At 33.2% G+C, this 18,006-nt stretch carries 14 protein-coding genes; 7 read left to right on the forward strand and 7 right to left on the reverse strand.

Annotation, left to right across the window (positions count from 1 at the left end; all coding sequences use genetic code 11):
- From ACVC2P_RS18755 to uvrB, 3 genes are all read left to right on the forward strand, one after another.
- On the forward strand, positions 1–2,955 hold a 2,955-nt coding region (locus tag ACVC2P_RS18755; RefSeq protein ID WP_452599980.1), incomplete at its 5' end, for a T9SS type B sorting domain-containing protein.
- A 137-nt stretch (positions 2,956–3,092) separates the two neighbouring features.
- The gene (locus ACVC2P_RS18760) at positions 3,093–5,360 is read left to right on the forward strand and encodes a choice-of-anchor L domain-containing protein (protein WP_452599981.1); all 2,268 of its coding nucleotides are present in this window, start codon (positions 3,093–3,095) and stop codon (positions 5,358–5,360) included.
- 125 nt (positions 5,361–5,485) lie between these two features.
- Positions 5,486–7,489: an excinuclease ABC subunit UvrB gene (gene uvrB, locus ACVC2P_RS18765; RefSeq protein ID WP_452599982.1), complete on the forward strand. Its 2,004-nt coding sequence runs from the start codon at positions 5,486–5,488 to the stop codon at positions 7,487–7,489.
- Positions 7,490–7,588: 99 nt separating this feature from the next.
- On the opposite strand, the gene ACVC2P_RS18770 is transcribed toward uvrB, so the two are convergent.
- Positions 7,589–7,987, reverse strand: a complete 399-nt coding sequence (locus ACVC2P_RS18770) for a TerB family tellurite resistance protein (RefSeq protein ID WP_452599983.1) — start codon at positions 7,985–7,987, stop codon at positions 7,589–7,591.
- A gap of 187 nt (positions 7,988–8,174) precedes the next feature.
- Between ACVC2P_RS18770 and ACVC2P_RS18775 the strand changes: the two genes are divergently transcribed.
- The 3 genes from ACVC2P_RS18775 to ACVC2P_RS18785 all read left to right on the forward strand — a co-directional run bounded on the left by ACVC2P_RS18775 (position 8,175) and on the right by ACVC2P_RS18785 (position 10,369).
- Positions 8,175–8,438, forward strand: a complete 264-nt coding sequence (locus ACVC2P_RS18775) for a DUF1456 family protein (protein WP_452599984.1) — start codon at positions 8,175–8,177, stop codon at positions 8,436–8,438.
- Positions 8,439–8,628: 190 nt separating this feature from the next.
- Positions 8,629–9,618 carry a phytanoyl-CoA dioxygenase gene (locus tag ACVC2P_RS18780; protein ID WP_452599985.1) on the forward strand — a complete coding sequence of 330 codons (990 nt, stop codon included), beginning with the start codon at positions 8,629–8,631 and terminating at the stop codon, positions 9,616–9,618.
- 109 nt (positions 9,619–9,727) lie between these two features.
- Positions 9,728–10,369, forward strand: coding sequence for a hypothetical protein (locus ACVC2P_RS18785; protein ID WP_452599986.1), 642 nt, complete (start codon positions 9,728–9,730; stop codon positions 10,367–10,369).
- 234 nt (positions 10,370–10,603) lie between these two features.
- On the opposite strand, the gene ACVC2P_RS18790 is transcribed toward ACVC2P_RS18785, so the two are convergent.
- The 4 genes from ACVC2P_RS18790 to sucC all read right to left on the reverse strand — a co-directional run bounded on the left by ACVC2P_RS18790 (position 10,604) and on the right by sucC (position 14,728).
- Positions 10,604–10,942 carry a hypothetical protein gene (locus tag ACVC2P_RS18790; RefSeq protein ID WP_452599987.1) on the reverse strand — a complete coding sequence of 113 codons (339 nt, stop codon included), beginning with the start codon at positions 10,940–10,942 and terminating at the stop codon, positions 10,604–10,606.
- A gap of 332 nt (positions 10,943–11,274) precedes the next feature.
- Positions 11,275–12,972 (reverse strand): M56 family metallopeptidase, encoded by a 1,698-nt coding sequence (locus tag ACVC2P_RS18795; protein ID WP_452599988.1) that lies wholly within the window; start codon positions 12,970–12,972, stop codon positions 11,275–11,277.
- Positions 12,969–13,340, reverse strand: coding sequence for a BlaI/MecI/CopY family transcriptional regulator (locus ACVC2P_RS18800; protein ID WP_452599989.1), 372 nt, complete (start codon positions 13,338–13,340; stop codon positions 12,969–12,971). The genes ACVC2P_RS18795 and ACVC2P_RS18800 overlap by 4 nt, the downstream gene beginning before the upstream one ends.
- 194 nt (positions 13,341–13,534) lie before the next feature.
- Positions 13,535–14,728, reverse strand: coding sequence for an ADP-forming succinate--CoA ligase subunit beta (sucC, locus tag ACVC2P_RS18805; RefSeq protein WP_452599990.1), 1,194 nt, complete (start codon positions 14,726–14,728; stop codon positions 13,535–13,537).
- 192 nt (positions 14,729–14,920) lie between these two features.
- Here sucC and lysA point away from each other — a divergent pair, with 192 nt between their 5' ends.
- Positions 14,921–16,153 (forward strand): diaminopimelate decarboxylase, encoded by a 1,233-nt coding sequence (gene lysA / locus ACVC2P_RS18810; protein ID WP_452599991.1) that lies wholly within the window; start codon positions 14,921–14,923, stop codon positions 16,151–16,153.
- A gap of 138 nt (positions 16,154–16,291) precedes the next feature.
- Here the strand turns inward: lysA and ACVC2P_RS18815 are convergent, their stop codons facing one another.
- On the reverse strand, positions 16,292–16,669 hold the full coding sequence (locus ACVC2P_RS18815; protein WP_452599992.1) for a glyoxalase superfamily protein: 378 nt from the start codon (positions 16,667–16,669) through the stop codon (positions 16,292–16,294).
- Between the two features lie 21 nt (positions 16,670–16,690).
- Positions 16,691–18,006: hypothetical protein (locus ACVC2P_RS18820; RefSeq protein ID WP_452599993.1), on the reverse strand; the 1,316-nt coding region annotated here is incomplete at its 5' end.

Here is an 18,006-nt window from a genome sequence, read left to right on the forward strand (position 1 = left end):
CCAGGCGATGAAGTCGAAGAATTTAATCTAGAAGAGGCCAACGCACAAATACTAAATGGACAAACAGGCATCACCCTAAGCTATTACCTAACCCAAGCCGATGCCGATGCCGCAGTTAACCCATTACCAACACTATACACCAATGTTGTTAATGCCCAAACCATCTATGTAAGAGCCTCAATAGACCTTACAAGTTGCTACGACACCATCACCCTAGACCTAAGAGTCAACCCATTACCATCACCAGTAGCCACACCCGTAGCCTACCAAGAATGTGATGACGATAACGATGGGTTTACCAGCTTTGATTTAGAAAGCCAAAGCGCAACAATCATTAATGGCGAACCAGGAGTAACAGCCACCTATTATGAAACCATGGACGATGCCCAAAACATGATTAACCCACTAAGCAGTCCATACAACAATATTGTAGCCAACACCCAAACCATCTATGTCGTTGTTACCAATACAGGCACCATGACTACACCAGCCACAGGCTGTTTTACCATAGTAGAGCTCCCATTAGAAGTCTTACCAGCACCAGTAGTAGACTTAGAAGCCGATCTAGTAGCAGACGGGTACATCATCTGTGATGATGATGGCGATGGCTTTGCACAATTTGATTTCGATACCGTAATCACCCCAGACGTATACGATGCCCAAGACCCGGCAGACTTTGTTTTAACCTATCACCTAACTCAGGCCGATGCAGAAACCGGGGCAAATGCCATTACCAATACCAGTAACTATACCAATGTTACGAACCCACAAACCATTTACATACGCTTAGAAAGCCTAGTCAATGGCTGTGTCACTGCAACCGAAAGCTTTGAGATTATAGTAAGCCTACCCCCAGTATTAAACCCAGGATACGATAACGAGCTCTCACAATGCGATGACTTAGACGCCAACTACTACGAAGCCAATGATGGAGTAACAGCATTTGATTTAACCGTAGAAGACATTGAAATCACAGGGCCAAGCAACACCAGTTGGATAGTAAGCTACTACGAAACGATGGCCGATGCCCAAGCTGGAACCAATGCCATAGCCGACCCAACCAATTACACCAATACAGCAACCCCACAAACCCTATACGTAGGCGTAGAAGATGCAGATACAGGCTGCTCATCCTTTACAACAGTAACCATAAGAGTATTGCCAAATCCATCACCAAGTCCAGACCCAGTAGATCTGGAACTATGTGATGATGTAGATGTTTTTTTCGAGAATGATTTAGCAGAAACCTTCGATTTAACCCAAAACGAAGCCTTTATTATCAATGGAGAAGTTGGCGTTACAGCAAGCTACTACACCAATCAAGACGATGCCATAGCCGGAACCAATGCTATAGCAGACCCAACAATGTATGTTAACGAAGACCCAGCCAATCCAAATACAGGGATCACCCCACAAACCATCTATGTCCGATTAACCAATGGCGATGACCCTACAGGATTAAACGGAACAGGCTGTTACACGCTGGTTAACTTCGATGTTATTGTCAACCCATTACCAGTAGTTACCCCAGTAGACGATTACACCCACTGTGAGCTAAACACCGATGGCGTATACGAAAGCTTTGACTTTACAACCATGACCCCTGCCATATTAAACGGACAAGACCCCGCAATTTTCACGGTAACCTACCATGAAACACAAGCCGAGGCCGATGCAGGAATGAATGATTTAACCCCAGGCGGGCTATACACCAATACCAGCAACCCACAAACCATCTATGTCAACATTACCAATACCGTAACCGGATGTTTAACAACAGCCTTAACCTTCGATTTACAAGTACACGAAGACGCACTGGCCAATAGCGATATGGAACCTATACTATACCAGTTATGTGATGATAATATGGAATTTGATGGTGACCCAACCAATGACAGCGTGTCGTTTGATTTAGCCACACAAAACCCAGAAGTATTAGATGGGCAAGACCCAGCTAACTATATCGTAAGCTATTACTTAACACAAGCCGATGCAGATGCAGGCATTAACCCATTACCAATACCCTATACCAATGTCACCAACCCACAAATTATTTATGTACGCGTAGACAATAATACTATGGTAGATGATGGTACAGGAACAATGGTAGATAGCTCAGACTGTTACGCTACCGCAGAACTAACGTTGCAAGTCAACCCAATGCCATCGTTTAATTTAGAAGACAATTACCTATTATGTATCAACACCAATGGTACAGAAGTCATTAACACGCCAGCAATAGACACGGGCTTAACTGTGGCCGATGGCTATACCTTTACCTGGTACTTAGAAGGCGTAGAACAACCACAATACGCAAACCAATCAAGTATTACCCCAACAGAAGGCGGTAACTACTCGGTAGTGGTTACCAGTGCCTTAGGCTGTTCTACCATAGTAGGCGACCCAAATACAGTAACCTTTGTAGAAGTAAGTGAGCCACCAGTGGTTACCGCAGAGATAACCACATTAGCCTTTGCAGACCAACACGATATTGCAGTAACGGCGACAACAACAGCAAGTACAGCCATCTCGGTATACGAGTTTAGTATCGATGGTGGTGCATGGGAAGCCAATACACCAAACGATGGGATGTATACCTTTAGCAATGTAGAAGCAGGAGAACATACTATTACAGTAAGAGACGCTATAGGCTGTGGGGAAACTACCATAACCATTACTGTTATGGACTACCCACATTACTTTACACCTAATGGGGATGGGTACCACGATACGTGGAACATCTATGGCTTGGCTGGACAACCAGATGCTATTATTTATATCTTTGACCGTTATGGCAAGCTATTAAAACAACTAAGTCCTTCTGGAAGGGGATGGAATGGCACTTATAATGGCAACCCTATGCCTAATAGCACCTATTGGTTTACGGTACAGTACAGAGAACCGAGCACTAATGAAGTGAAAACGTTTAAGGCCCATTTTGCCTTGAAACGATAAAACCGACTTTAACACTTTTTCTATAAAAAAATACTGAATCCTTAATTATCTTTGCAGACTAATTGCAATTAATGAGGGGTTCAGTTTTCTTTTTTTTAGTATTCTTTTTTTCTATAGGTTATTCTCAGAATATTTCTGTGGATAGTCAGACGTATACACCTCAACAACTTATTGAAGATATTTTAATAGATAGTAACTGTATTACAAATGTACAGGTTACAAATACCGTTGGAGGAAATTTTAATGGAACAGACCAAAGTTATGGCTTTTTTGATGCTACAGGCACCAATTTTCCTTTTCAAAATGGTATTGTTTTAAGTACAGGTAGATTAACCAATGTACAAGGTCCTAATACTAGTTTAAGTGATGATGATGCTCCTAATTGGATAGGCGATGCTGATTTAGAATTAGCACTTCAAGAAACAAACACAACAAATGCCACCATTTTAGAATTCGATTTTACTTCTATTGCTAGTCAAATTAGTTTCAGGTATTTGTTTGCTTCAGAAGAATATCAAGAAGGAGACCCAAACACTTGTCAATTTTCAGATTTATTTGGTTTTCTCATTCGTCCTATTGGTAATACAGATTACGAAAATATAGCTTTAGTTCCAGGTACTAATACACCTGTAAAAGTAACGACTGTACATCCTGAAATCCCAAACGGATGTGAGGCAGAAAACGAAATCTATTTTGAGAGTTTTAATGGCGATGTTTCTCCAATAAACTTCAACGGTCAAACTAAAGTGCTTACAGCAACTGCTACCATTATACCAAATCAGCAATATCATGTTAAGTTAGTTATTGCAGACGAACAAAATTTTCGTTTCGACTCTGCTGTGTTTTTAGAAGCTGGTAGTTTTGAACTCACTACAGATTTAGGCCCAGATAGATTATTAGCAAACAACAATGCTGCTTGTGAAAATGAAACTATAACATTAGATGCCTCGCAAGCGGGGATGAATAGTTATAAATGGTTTAAAGATTCTGTAGAGTTAACAACAGAAACTAATGCCATGTTTTTAGTTACAGATGCTGGAACTTATAATGTAGAAGTAACATTAGATAATGGTTGTATTTCATACGGAGAAATCATTATCGAGTATGCCCAAAACCCAATAGTATCTAATACCACATTAATTGGTTGCGATACGGATATGGATGGTTTAACAACTTATAATTTATTAAATACTACAGAAGCAATTACAAATAATGATGATACTTTAATTGTTCTTGATTTTTATACATCGTTAAATAATGCAGAGCAAAACATTAATGCAATTACTGATCCTAATGCTTATAATAATACTAGTGCTATGGAAATTGTATATGCTACGGTTAGAAGCCAAGCAACAAACTGTAGTGCTATTGCAGAAATAACTTTAGATATTTCATCAAATACGTTAACATTAGATCCTGTTAATGTTTGCGACGATGGGGATATAGATGGTATTGGGCGTTTCTTTTTAGATACTATTCGTAATAGTATAATCCCTTTAGTTCCTAATAATGCAAACATTAGCTTTTTCACTAACCTAGATGATGCTTTTTCAGAGACTAACAGTATTGATGGAAACTACACTAATAGCACCCCAAATACAGAAATTATTTATGTAAAAGTAACCACAGATACTAATCAATGCTATGCTATTAGTCCTCTAACTCTTAATGTATTACCAAGCCCAGATTTAGAACCCGATGCTTCTGTTTTGTATTGTTTAAATACATTTCCACAAACATTAACTTTATCTGCTGGGGTAATAGATGGTGCTGCTTCAAGTTATTCTTATCAATGGCTTTATAATTCTAATGATTTAAATATAAACGCTAGTTTTATAGATATTAATGCAATAGGAACGTATCAAGTTACAGTAACGCATCCTAATGGTTGTTCTAACACAAGAACAATTACAGTAAACGCTTCTAACATTCCTACTATAGATTCTTTAGATTTTACAGAACTTACTGCTAACAATACCGCTACGATTACGGTTTCTGGCGTAGGAGATTATGAGTTTTCCATAGATAATGAATTTGGACCATATCAAGACCAAAATATTTTTGAAAACCTTGCTCCTGGTGTACATACCATATATGTTAGAGATAGAAATGGTTGTGGTAGCACTTCAATTACATTTTCTATTTTAGGATTCCCACAATATTTCACTCCAAATGGAGATGGTGTGCATGATACTTGGAAGCCTTATGGTACAAGCTCTCAATTTAATTCTAGATTAAAAATTAATATTTTTAATAGATACGGAAAATTAATTAGAAGTATTAACCCTGTTTTAGGATGGAATGGAACACTTAATGGAAAGCTCCTCCCTAGTGATGATTATTGGTTTGTTCTTACTAAAGCCAATGGTAAACAATACAGAGGTCATTTCGCTTTAATTCGTTAACTTTCTATTTTTAGAAATAGGTTCTTTTTTACTTAATTTTGTAAAACTTAGTTTAGAAGTGTTATCTTACTTCTGTTCATAACACAAAATCATATTTAATATACAGAAGACCATAATAATAGTCAATGAAATTCAAAATTGAATCAGAATTTAGTCCAACGGGAGATCAACCTAATGCTATAAAGCAACTTGTTGAAGGGATTAATAGTAATGAAAAATACCAAACACTATTGGGTGTTACTGGTTCGGGGAAAACATTTACGGTGGCTAATACTATTGAAGCTGTACAACGCCCTACGTTAGTATTAGCTCATAATAAAACATTAGCAGCTCAATTATACTCAGAGTTTAAACAGTTTTTTCCTAATAATGCTGTAGAATACTTTGTTTCTTATTATGATTATTACCAACCTGAGGCTTACATTCCTACTTCTGGAACTTATATAGAAAAAGATTTATCTATAAACGAAGAGATAGAAAAAATGCGTTTAAGCACGACCTCTTCTCTACTCTCTGGGCGTAGAGATGTTATTGTTGTTGCTTCTGTATCTTGCTTATATGGTATAGGAAATCCTGTAGAATTTCAAAAAAATGTAATTACACTAACACGAGACCAAGAAATTTCCAGAACAGATTTACTGCATAATTTGGTACAAAGTTTATACTCTCGTACCGAAGCCGATTTTAAGCATGGAAATTTTAGAATTAAAGGTGATACTGTAGATGTTTTTCCTAGTTATGCAGATGATGCTTTTAGAATTCACTTTTTTGGTGATGAAATTGAAGAGATTGAAGCCTTTAACATTCAAACAAATGAAGTTGTAGAAAAATATGATCGTTTAACAATTTATCCTGCAAACATGTTTGTAACATCGCCAGATGTTTTACAAAATGCAATACGAAGTATTCAAGACGACTTAGTTATACAACATGATTATTTTAAAGAAATTGGTAAACACCTAGAAGCTAAACGCTTAAAGGAACGCACCGAATTCGATTTAGAAATGATTAGGGAATTAGGCTATTGTTCTGGTATTGAAAATTATTCTCGTTATCTTGATGGGAGGCTTCCTGGTACGAGACCATTCTGTTTATTAGATTATTTTCCAGACGATTTTTTAATGGTAGTAGACGAGAGTCACGTAACCATTTCGCAAGTTCATGCCATGTATGGAGGTGATAGAAGTAGAAAAGAAAATTTAGTGGAATATGGTTTTAGGTTACCTGCTGCTATGGATAACAGGCCTTTAAAGTTTGAAGAGTTCGAAATGCTTCAAAACCAAGTAATATATGTTAGCGCAACGCCTGCTGATTACGAATTGCAAAAAACGGGAGGGGTTTATGTTGAACAGATTATAAGGCCTACTGGTTTATTAGACCCTATTATAGAAGTTCGCCCTAGTTTAAACCAAATAGATGATTTAATTGAAGAAATACAACAACGTACAGAAAAAGACGAACGTACTTTAGTTACTACTTTAACCAAACGTATGGCCGAAGAGTTAACAAAATACTTAACGCGAATAAATATACGGGTTCGTTATATACACAGTGATGTGGATACGCTTGAACGTGTTGAGATTATGCAGGATTTACGTAAAGGTTTATTTGATGTTTTAGTGGGTGTAAACTTGCTTCGTGAAGGTTTAGATTTACCTGAAGTGTCCTTAGTTGCTATATTAGATGCCGATAAAGAAGGTTTTTTAAGGTCTACCCGCTCGTTAACACAAACTGTTGGTAGAGCTGCAAGAAACTTGAATGGTAAAGCTATTATGTATGCTGATAAGATTACTAAAAGTATGCAAAAAACTATAGATGAAACCGAATACAGGCGTAGTAAGCAAATTGCATACAATACTGCTAACAATATTACACCAAAGGCTCTAAACAAAAGTTTAGACAGTGTGCTTTCTAAAAACTCTGTTAGTACTTATAGTTATGAATTAGAGGCTGCAAAAGCTGCAGAACCTGAAAGTGAGTATTTAACAAAACCAGAGTTAGAGAAAAAAATTAGAGAAACACGTAAACTTATGGAGCAAGCTGCAAAAGCGCTAGATTTTATAATTGCGGCTCAATTACGTGATGAAATAAAGGCTTATCAAGAAAAATTAGAAGCATTAAAAGTGTAATTTGTATAAAAGCTTTATAGAGCATTCAACACGAAGCTTATTTATAGTGTAAAATATATTCTATACTTAGTAACTTCTTCTGTAGCTCTAAAATACTAGTTAATTATACTGTACTTTAAATATATCTATTAACAAATCGGTAGGCACAATATGTGCAGGAAACTCTTCCATTAAATGTAACACTCTAGTAATAGACTCATGGTTTAATCCCATTCTTAAACCAAAATTATAGAGTTTAACTAATTGTTTTTGTGTATTTTCCTTATCAACAGTCATTAACACAACTAACCTATGAAATTGTAATATGCGCTCGCTATGTGCATTTAAGTGTTTATAATTTATAGGGTTTTCTACCAAATAATTAAAGTCTTTTAACGGCACCTCTAACTGTTCAGCAACTATTTTTAAAAAATTATATTCTGCTCGTTTTTCTTCAACATCATGTTTTGACAAGGCAATCATCTCCGACAACAAACTTAGTTTTTCAACTCTACTCATAATATTTACAACCTAGTTTTTAGCACGTTGTAAAATTACAAACAATCTCTACATAATAATCGCATAAAGATGTATCTTGTCGAAAAATGGGTTGTTTTATATCGTGTTTTTAAGACATTTTAACACAAAACCGATTTTATATTTCAACAAAACCAACAATAAAACACTGAATAACAAACAAATAAACATGACAAACAACGATATATTTAAAAAGCTGAGAGTTGCACACCAACTTCGTGATGATGATATTGTTAAGATTTTAGAACTCGTAGATTTTAGAATTTCTAAAAGCGAATTAGGTGCTTTTTTTAGACGAGAAGATCACCCTAAATATATGGAATGTGGTGACCAAATTTTACGTAATTTTTTAAACGGATTAATTATTCATTTACGTGGTCCAATGCCTCCAAAACAAAATAAACCAAAGCCTAAAAAAAAGAGTAACGATTAATGTTACTCTTTTTTTATAAGCTATAATTATTCTTCTATTTTAGTTTATTAATGTAAAAGCACGTAGATATACGTATAGGATATCTCTATAAAATATTAGATATTGTTGCAAATTAAATTTGTTAAATAACATTAAAACTATATGCTACACTGTAGCCTGTATGGTTTTACTCAAAAAAATAATTAAATCAATGAATGATACTGCTATTAACATTAAGGCTTTAGTTAAATCCCTACTTCAAGAAAACCTAAGCTCTACAAAGGCAGAAAGTATACTAAATGAAATTCATAAACATTTTCAAGACGCTACCGAAGTTTCTGGTTTCGATTCTAAAATAGAACACCTAGCTGCTGTATCTACAGCTAAAGGTAAAGCCTTAGGGCTTAATCATGCCGCGCAATGTTTACTAGATTATAAACGAACTGTAGCATTTTTAAAGGCTATGGTTTCTGCTATTAAAGACAAACAGGCTAAATATCCTAACGAATTAATAACCATATTCTATGCTGGTTGCGGCCCTTATGCTCCTTTTGTAAATTTAATAGCGCCTTTATTTGGTATAGACGAAGTACAATTTTCAATATTAGAAATTAACGAAAATTCATTGAATTCTGCTAAAAAACTAATAGAAGCTTTAGAGTTAACTCATTACGTAAACGAATATTACTTAGCAGACGCCGTAACATTTAAAGTTCCTAAAGCAGAAACATATCATATTCTTTTTAGCGAAACTTTAGATGCCTTATTATATCGCGAATGTTATGTGCCTATTCTATTTAACATGTTACCTCAATTTAGAGAAGATGTTACACTTATTCCAGAAAATGTTATTGTTAATGTAAGTTTATTAACCGATTCAACAAAAACCTCTAGTTATACTGAGCATAAACTATGTGATGTTGTTGATGCTCGCAAAGCAGTAAAGTCTCATATAGGTGAGGACATTCCTTCTCAATTAGAGGATATAAAAATAGATTTAGAACCTTTAGGAATGGAGCAGTATTTATTTATGTTGTTAGATACTAAAGTTCATGTTTATAATGATATTTGGTTAAATAGAAACGAGTCGTCATTAACACTACCTCTAGAAATGCAATTATCTCAGCCCTTTCATAAAAAAGAAATAACATTTACTTACCACATGGAGCCTGAAATAGAGTTAAAATGTGTTTTAAAATAATTATAATCCCTTTTAGTATTTACCTTTTATTGGGTATTTTAATATACTATGTACTAAGTATATTTGTACTATAAGAACTACATATTAATAAATAATAACTAAACAAATTATGAAAACTATACTTAGCTCCATTTTCTTTTTATGCACTTTATTTTCTTTTTCTCAAGTTAGTATTACAGGTAACTGGACAACCAACCCTAATTTTCCTAATGCAAAAATTATTGTAGGTAATTTAGATGGTAGTTACTTATTTAATGTAAACAGCACATCTGTTAACAATCCAGATAAGGAAGTTCTTGTATATCGTGAAGGTAAGAGTACCGTTAAATTAACTGAAGGTTCTAATGCTATTATGAGTTGTAATGCTACAACAAGAATTAATTATAATAATAACGAGACACTTCCTGTTAGCGGAAAATGGATGATTTTTGATTTAGAAAAAAATGTAAAAGGCATCCCAGCACAATGGAACATTGGCTCTATAGGAAACAAAACATCTACAACTGTTTTAGATGCAGATGTAGAGTTCTTTTTCTCTTTAAATATAGGGCAAAATACTGGTTGTAATAATGCTGTTTTAAATGTGAAAATTGACAATACTTTAATTACCATTGATGGTACAACAAATGCTTTTCCTTTTATTCAAGGCAATACTTTTGTAGGTTACGGAAAAAAGGTTGAAGTTAGCCTTGTAAGTGGAACTTGCCCAAACTTAAAAATGGTTAATGGGAGTATTACTATTTATGAATAAATGATTATAGAAAAGACTATCGTATTTTTATTAATAAGGAAACAAAAAGATATAATAACACTCTCAAGATTAAAACAAATAAAAAAGAGCAACAGTTAATGTTGCTCTTTTAGTGTCTATATAAATTTATCGAATTGTTTTGCTTATCAAAACATGTAACGTCGCTACTACTTATACAGACAAAACCAAATCTACTTTTAAAACTTCACTCATTACAGAGTGTTTAAGTATGTACTAGTTTTCTACTATAAGTCTTACAGCTACTTTATACTTTTTATTAGTACTCAGTTTAATTGCTAACTCATTATAGTTTAATCTCGTTTTTATGTAGTTCTCTAATTGTGTACTTTCTGTATCTACTGTTAGTACTACAATTTCATTTTCTGCATTAAGCATAAAGGTTACCTCTGCCAATAAATCTTTTTTAATTTCAAATCCTGGCTTGCTTAATAACACTCCTATTGCTTTGCTAATAGATGTTGTTCCTTCTTTTTCTGCTGGGTTAGTGTTTGCCATACTTAAATTTGTAAATGTGATGGCTAATACAAACATTAATACTTTTACTGTTTTCATTTTTTTTGTGTTTTATCTTTTTCTTTTTATTATTAATTAGCGTAATTGTTTTTATGTTTTGCTGCTAATTATTTACATGACAAAATTAGGCACAAAAAAAGAGTAGCGTGTTACACTACTCTTACCAAAACTGTATGTAATCGTTACTTTAAAGTAAACTAAATGTGAAGCTATTTAAGCTAATGTAATAGGGCTGTTTTATGTTATTTTTTTAACGGATTTATTGTTATATTCTTTAGTAAACTAAAATCTAATTACTAAAATAACATCGATTAATTATGAGCATAAAAGCGAAGATTTTAATAATTAATCTTCGCTTTTATATTAATAATTTATTTTCCTGCAATAAAAACCGATTTCGGTGCTTCTCTTCCAATAAAAATATATTCCTCTTTTTTTAAATCCTGATGATCTTTACCGTATAATTCTTGAGCACGTACTTTATATACAGTCTCAAAACCTTGAAATACTTCAGCTAAATTCGTTAAATAATTTTTAAAATTATCTTCATCATTATACTCTACTCGTATTAAATAGGCTGTAGATTGTCTTGTTATATGACTTTTTACAAAATTATAAACGGCTTCTCTAATATTTTTATCTTCGCTTACATTTACTTTAAGGTATTCAATACCATCAAGTGTAGCAACTGTTCCATTATGCGTTGCATTACTTAAATCTGGTTTTACGGGGATAGAATCGTCATGAGAAGGTTTAGCCCAATGCATTGGAGGCACTATAAATGGTTGAATCATTTGTTTTCCAGAGTCTGTCTCTCCATTATATAACACTTTCCTTCTATCTATTCTTCTCAACTCAGCTTGTACTTCACTTAGCTTTCTCATGTTCTGATTTCCATCTATTTTAAATCTTACTGTAAAATGTCGTCCCATACCAGCTTCTGTAAGAATAGGTTCAATATCTTTAATATCAATAGTTTTTCCATCTACCGATATTATATTATTTGATATGGAAAACACAAGTTCTGCTTGCCTTCTCATTTGTTCTTTTAATTCTTTAGGTATATTCTTATTATTATTGGCCATTAATTTTTTTAGCTCCTCAGGAATATTATCTGTTTTTTCAGAATTACATTGAAATAGTATTAGACTAAATAATACTGTACATATTACTGTTAACCCTATTTTTATTTTACTACTAAATCCAGATTTATTGTTTGTCATCATGATTATTCTTTTTTTTATAAATGATAAATTAAAATTGTGTACCACCCCGTATGAGTTGTTGCTGACTAACTCTCTTAAAAGTAAGGTCTGGTACGCTACTAAGGAATAACCTGTATTAATTATTTTTTGATCTACTATATATTCATGTGTTGTTTTTAAAGATTTAATAAGCTTCCAAATTAGTGGATTAAACCACAGAAATGTAGCAATAAGTTGTACAAAAATTAAGTCTATAGAATGGCGTTGTTCTATGTGTACTTTCTCATGGGCGATAATTTGATTTATTTCGGCAGTCTTCATTTTTTCTCTATAAATGAAAGCATAACCAAAAAACGAAAATGAAGCAGACGGATCTGGTATATTTACCACCATTACACCATTAATTTTAGTTTTAGGGTATATAGAAATCATCCGTTTTAATCGGCTTAACGTCCATAATAACTTAGACAAACAAACTAAAACACCTAAAATATATACTCCTAGTAAAATCATTATTACAATAGTTTCCCAGTCTACAGGGCTATTTTCCTTTTTATTAGAAACAACTGGTGCTTCCACAGGTGTTGAATTATTAAAAGCCTGAGATTCCCAGGTTTCCATAGCCTCGTAATAAGACATTCTAAAATCGTTAAACTCTTCAATAGAATGGTCTATTGCCGCTATTTTACCTTTATTAAAATCGAAACTCATAAAAGGTAATAACAATGAAAACAAGACCACACTTAGAAGGTAAAAACGATTAAAATTAAAGAACGTTTCTTTTTTTAAGAAGACTTCATACAGTAAATAGAATGCAATAAGCACAGCACTAGACTCTAGTAAATAAATTGCAAACTTTATCATTCTTTTTTGTCTTTTAATGCTTCTAACATACGCATAGCTTCGTCCAATTCGCTCTGTTTTAACTGTTTGCTTTCTGTAAAAAAGCTAACCACTTGAGATAGCGAGTTATTATAATAATCGGTAACTAAACGCTTCATTTGCCCTTTACTGTAGTCTTCTTTACTAATTAATGGATAATATTGGTGAGACTTACCATACGCTTTATAGCCTATAATTTCTTTTTGTACCAATACCCTCACAATTGTTGAGACTGAATTATAAGGAGGCTTTGGATTAGGATATTCTTCAATTATATCTTTAATGAATCCTTTTTCTATATCCCAAAGAATCTTCATAATCTTCTCTTCTACCTTAGTTAGTGTTACCATTACTTTATGAGTTTTATTAATCAGCAATACAAACATATAACTTAATTTTAAGTTACACAACTTATTTATAAGTTAATAAACTTAAAACTAAGTTGAATGTAATTATTTAGAAGTAAACGAAATTAAAATTCAGCACAAAAAAAGAGCAGTATAAAAATACTGCTCTCTTGTCTATTATGGTAAAGTAAGTTAGCTTACGCTAAAACTTCTTGTACTTTATCTGCTGCTTCTTGGAATTCTGTAGCACTCATAACATCTAGTCCAGAACTGTCTATTAATTCTTTAGCGATGTCTGCGTTAGTCCCTTGTAAACGTACAATAATTGGTACTTTAATTGCATCTCCCATATTTTTATATGCATCTACTACACCTTGTGCCACACGGTCACAACGTACAATACCACCAAATATGTTAATTAAGATTGCTTTTACTGCTGGATCTTTTAATATAATTCTAAATGCCGCTTCTACACGTGCTGCATCTGCAGTACCACCAACATCTAAAAAGTTAGCTGGCTCTCCACCAGCTTGCTTAATTAAATCCATAGTTGCCATTGCTAAACCAGCACCGTTAACCATACACCCAACGTTTCCGTCTAAGTCTACATAGTTTAAGCCTAAAGCTCCTGCTTCTACTTCAATTGGGCTTTCTTCACGTAAATCACGTAATTCAGCTAAATCTTTGTGTCTGTATAATGCGTTATCGTCTATAGTTACTTTAGCATCTACAGCCATTATTTTGTTATCACTTGTTTTTAAAACAGGGTTAATTTCAAATAATGAAGAATCTGATTCTACGTAAGCTTTATATAAAGACGTCACAAACTTTGTCATTTCTTTAAAAGCTAAACCAGATAATCCTAAGTTAAAGGCTACTTTTCTAGCTTGGAAAGGTAAAATTCCTGTTGCTGGGTCTATTTCTTCTGTAAATATTAAATGTGGTGTTTCTTCTGCAACTGTTTCAATATCCATTCCACCTTCTGTAGAATACATAATCATGTTACGTCCGTTAGCACGATTTAATAATACAGACATGTAAAATTCACTCGTTTCAGTTTCTCCTGGATAGTATACATCTTCAGCCACTAATACTTGGTGTACACGTTTACCTTCTGCAGAAGTTTGAGGTGTTACTAAATCCATCCCGATGATTTGTCCAGCTATAGACTTTACTTCGTCTAAATTTTTAGCTAGTTTTACTCCACCACCTTTTCCACGACCACCAGCGTGAACTTGTGCTTTTATAACGTGCCAACCTGTACCAGTATCTTCAGTTAATTTTTTTGCTGCTTCTACTGCTTCGTCAGCATTTTGTGCAACAATACCACGTTGAATACGTACGCCAAAGCTGCTTAATAATTCTTTTCCTTGATATTCGTGTAAATTCATCTTATTAAAAGTAAAATTTTAGAGTGACAAAAGTAAATAATCACAATTACTTACCCTAATATTTAATTATGAAAATTAGTTATAGAATTTTACATTGTTAAATAATTAACAACTTGTTTAAAATATGTAATAATATGTTTAAAAAATTTTTATAAACGGCTAATAAAATACCTTTGAAAAAAAATTAAAGTTATGCAACAGCATCATTTACTAAAAATTGCAAAAGACTACGGGAGCCCTCTTTATGTTTATAATACAGAAACTATAGCTGCGCAATACAAACGCTTAACAGCTGCTTTTAGTAAAGTAAAAAAGGTAAAAATACATTATGCTGTTAAAGCGCTATCTAACCTTTCTGTTTTAAAGTACATACATTCACTTGGCGCGGGTTTAGATACCGTTTCTATACAGGAAGTTCAATTAGGCCTAGCTGCTGGTGTTTCGGCTAAACATATAATGTTTACGCCTAATGGCGTCTCTTTAGAGGAAATAGAAACTGTTGCCAAATTAGGTGTACAGGTTAACATTGATAACCTGTCTATACTAGAACAGTTTGGCACTCGAAATCCAGATATACCGGTTTGTATACGTATTAACCCGCATGTAATGGCTGGCGGAAATACTAATATTTCGGTAGGACATATAGATAGTAAATTTGGAATCTCTATTCATCAAATCCCACATATTTTACGTATTGTAGAAAATACTAATATGACTATTAATGGCATACATATGCATACGGGTAGTGATATTTTAGATATTGATGTGTTTTTATATGCTAGTGAAATCCTTTTTGATACTGCCAAGCATTTTGAAAACTTAGAGTTTATAGATTTTGGGTCTGGTTTTAAAGTGCCATACAAAACAGGAGATATTGAAACTAATATTGAAGAGTTTGGCACCAAACTTACTCAACGTTTTAATATGTTTTGTAAAAATTACGGGAAGCAATTAACACTAGCTTTCGAACCTGGTAAATTTTTGGTTAGTGAGGCTGGGCTGTTTTTAGCAAAAGTGAATGTTGTAAAACAAACGACCTCAACTGTTTTTGCACAAATAGATTCTGGTTTTAATCATTTAATTCGCCCAATGTTATATGGTTCTCAGCATGAAATAGAAAATATTTCTAATCCTGATGGCCGTGAACGGTTTTACTCGGTAGTTGGCTACATCTGCGAGACAGATACTTTTGCTAATAATAGACGAATACCAGAAATTACCGAAGGAGATATTTTAGCTTTTAAAAATGCTGGCGCCTATTGTTATTCTATGGCCAGTAATTATAATTCTCGTTATCGTCCTGCAGAGGTATTGTGGCATAATAACAAAGCACATTTAATTAGACAACGAGAAACCTTTGATGATATTTTAAAAAACCAAATTGAAGTAGATTTAACGCCAAAAATTCTTGAAGCAAGTATATAAACTAACTGTACCTTATCTTGTTTATCACTTGCATTGACCAAAAATAAACGAACCCCTTACGCACATTAAAAACGTGTCTTTGCAAGTGGTTTTTATAAAGAAGACGATTTTAAACTTAGTTTAAAATCGTTTTTTTACTTATAGTTCTTGATAAAAAGTAAGGCCATTACTATACAAATCGTAAAATGCAAATTCTCTGGTTCCCCAATCTGTATCTCGTACTTTTGTGTTTTCATGGTAGACGTTTTTATCTTTATACTCTTCATATAAAACGTCTATATTTTGGGTTACTATACGTAGCATTGGTGTATTAAAACCTGCCTGCCACTCTTTAGCATCGTGCCATTGTAAATGTATTTCTATATGGTCTCGACGTATTCCTGCATAGGTTGGTTTTTTAGAATCGTTAGCAAAAGCAATTTTAAATCCTAGTCTGTTTACATAAAACGACAAAGCTTCTACAACATCTTTTACTGGTAGTATGGGATGGATTTGAAAGAGGTGTGTTTGTTTCATGTTTTCTATTTTATATGTCGTTTATTTTTCTTCCATACCAGAATAAGTGGCAAATGTAAGGGGCATTTTTTTTACACAATCTGGTATTTTTATATGTTTGTAATCCAATAGTGTACGGTCTTTAAAGGCTTTCATTTGTTTTAACAATGCTTCTCTTTTTTTATGTTCTTCTATAGCATAGCGCTCAAGCTCTTTATCTTCAGTTGCTCTAATACTTTCTAATGTAGTATTAAAACTGGTTACTTCTGCTTCAATAGTATAGTTGAACTTTTTTCTTTCTGGATCTAAAACAAATATGGTATCTAGCGTTTTAAGTTCGCAAAAACAGTTTGGAATTTGTTTTACCTCCATTATATTTTTAATTTCTAAATATTGTAGTCCTTTTATTTTAGAAACGTTTTCTATGCCTTCTTGTCCATTTGCAACTGCTTTTCGTAAATGCTTTAGTTTCCCGTAATCGAAAGTACCTTTACTTATATTATGTTCTAAAAACTCATATCCTGTGTAGGTGTTATGGTAGCTTTGTAATGTGTCTACATTTGTAAATTCTTCTATTGGAAAATAGCTTTTGTAAGTTACCGCTCTAGTATTGTATTGTATTATTTTAAAAAAGTTTAATGGGTCTATATTGTACGTTTCTATAACGTTTAGATAGTATTCTAGAGTATTAATGTCTTTATTGGAAAATGCGCGGTACTTCTCTGCGTAATTATTAGGGTTTTTAAAAGAGACCGTTCTATAAGTTCCTCTATTTTTAATAGCTTTAAATACGCCTTCTTTTTTTAAAGCTTTCCTATCTAAACTAACGTATTTTTTTAACCTATATATTTTATTAATTACTGTTGCTTGATCTTTTCGTTTTTTAGGATTAAACGGAATGCTTCTTATTTTAAACAGAGTATCTAATTCTATTTTATCCTCTGGTGTTTCTGCGAGTTGCCCGTTAGGATAAATTAGTGTGTTGTATTGTGTTCTTTTTTGGTATGGAATATTATTAATATCGTAAGAGAAAGAGGTTGCTGCTTTTGCCATATCTAAAACTGCATCAATTTCTTCTAACTTATTATTATCTAAATTAACGACCTTGGGTCTTGTTTTATTTAATTTTTCGGGGACTTTTTTTATATTACTATAACGCCAAACTAATGTTTTTAAATGCGATTGATTCCCTATAAAATTAGGCATTGTATCTACATCTTTTTCACCTATATAAACTAGTTCTTCTAAACTTTTATTTTTTAATAAGTTAGGAAATCCATTGGACAGTTTTACATCTATTAAAAATAGCTTTTTCAACTTATTAAAGCCTTTAATATTCTTTTTAAAGTGAATAGCAG

It is taken from the genome of Pontimicrobium sp. MEBiC01747 (genome assembly GCF_053601635.1).

Excerpts from the sequence above, each read along its gene's own strand:
- uvrB (WP_452599982.1), top strand. The coding sequence starts at position 5,486 with ATGAAATTCAAAATTGAATCAGAATTTAGTCCAACGGGAGATCAACCT.
- ACVC2P_RS18770 (WP_452599983.1), bottom strand. The coding sequence starts at position 7,987 with ATGAGTAGAGTTGAAAAACTAAGTTTGTTGTCGGAGATGATTGCCTTG.
- ACVC2P_RS18775 (WP_452599984.1), top strand. The coding sequence starts at position 8,175 with ATGACAAACAACGATATATTTAAAAAGCTGAGAGTTGCACACCAACTT.
- ACVC2P_RS18780 (WP_452599985.1), top strand. The coding sequence starts at position 8,629 with ATGAATGATACTGCTATTAACATTAAGGCTTTAGTTAAATCCCTACTT.
- ACVC2P_RS18785 (WP_452599986.1), top strand. The coding sequence starts at position 9,728 with ATGAAAACTATACTTAGCTCCATTTTCTTTTTATGCACTTTATTTTCT.
- ACVC2P_RS18790 (WP_452599987.1), bottom strand. The coding sequence starts at position 10,942 with ATGAAAACAGTAAAAGTATTAATGTTTGTATTAGCCATCACATTTACA.
- ACVC2P_RS18795 (WP_452599988.1), bottom strand. The coding sequence starts at position 12,972 with ATGATAAAGTTTGCAATTTATTTACTAGAGTCTAGTGCTGTGCTTATT.
- ACVC2P_RS18800 (WP_452599989.1), bottom strand. The coding sequence starts at position 13,340 with ATGGTAACACTAACTAAGGTAGAAGAGAAGATTATGAAGATTCTTTGG.
- sucC (WP_452599990.1), bottom strand. The coding sequence starts at position 14,728 with ATGAATTTACACGAATATCAAGGAAAAGAATTATTAAGCAGCTTTGGC.
- lysA (WP_452599991.1), top strand. The coding sequence starts at position 14,921 with ATGCAACAGCATCATTTACTAAAAATTGCAAAAGACTACGGGAGCCCT.
- ACVC2P_RS18815 (WP_452599992.1), bottom strand. The coding sequence starts at position 16,669 with ATGAAACAAACACACCTCTTTCAAATCCATCCCATACTACCAGTAAAA.